At 68.0% G+C, this 297-nt stretch carries 1 protein-coding gene; it reads left to right on the forward strand.

Annotated elements, in window-relative coordinates; all coding sequences use genetic code 11:
• On the forward strand, positions 1 to 297 hold a 297-nt coding region (locus tag SB764_RS39275), incomplete at both ends, for an aldolase/citrate lyase family protein (RefSeq protein WP_410866647.1).

Genomic DNA, 297 nt, shown 5'->3' on the forward strand with positions numbered 1-297 from the left:
ACGCAATATCCGACCGCCGACGCGCTCGACGGTTTGCGCGGCGTCGCCGGCGCGGTGCGGGCAGCTTCGTATTGCATGCGGCGCGATTACGTGCAGACGGCCAACGCGCAGATCGCGACCATCGTGCAGATCGAATCGACGCGCGGCTTGCAGGAAGTCGAGAAGATCGCCGCGACGCCAGGCATCGATTGCCTGTTCGTCGGGCCGGCCGATCTGGCCGCGAGCCTCGGCCATCTCGGCGATTCGAAGCATGCCGACGTGCAGGCGGCGATGGCGCGCATCGTCGACGCCGCCAAC

The organism is Paraburkholderia sp. SIMBA_027 (assembly GCF_046535315.1).
Classification (GTDB): Bacteria; Pseudomonadota; Gammaproteobacteria; order Burkholderiales; family Burkholderiaceae; genus Paraburkholderia; species Paraburkholderia tropica.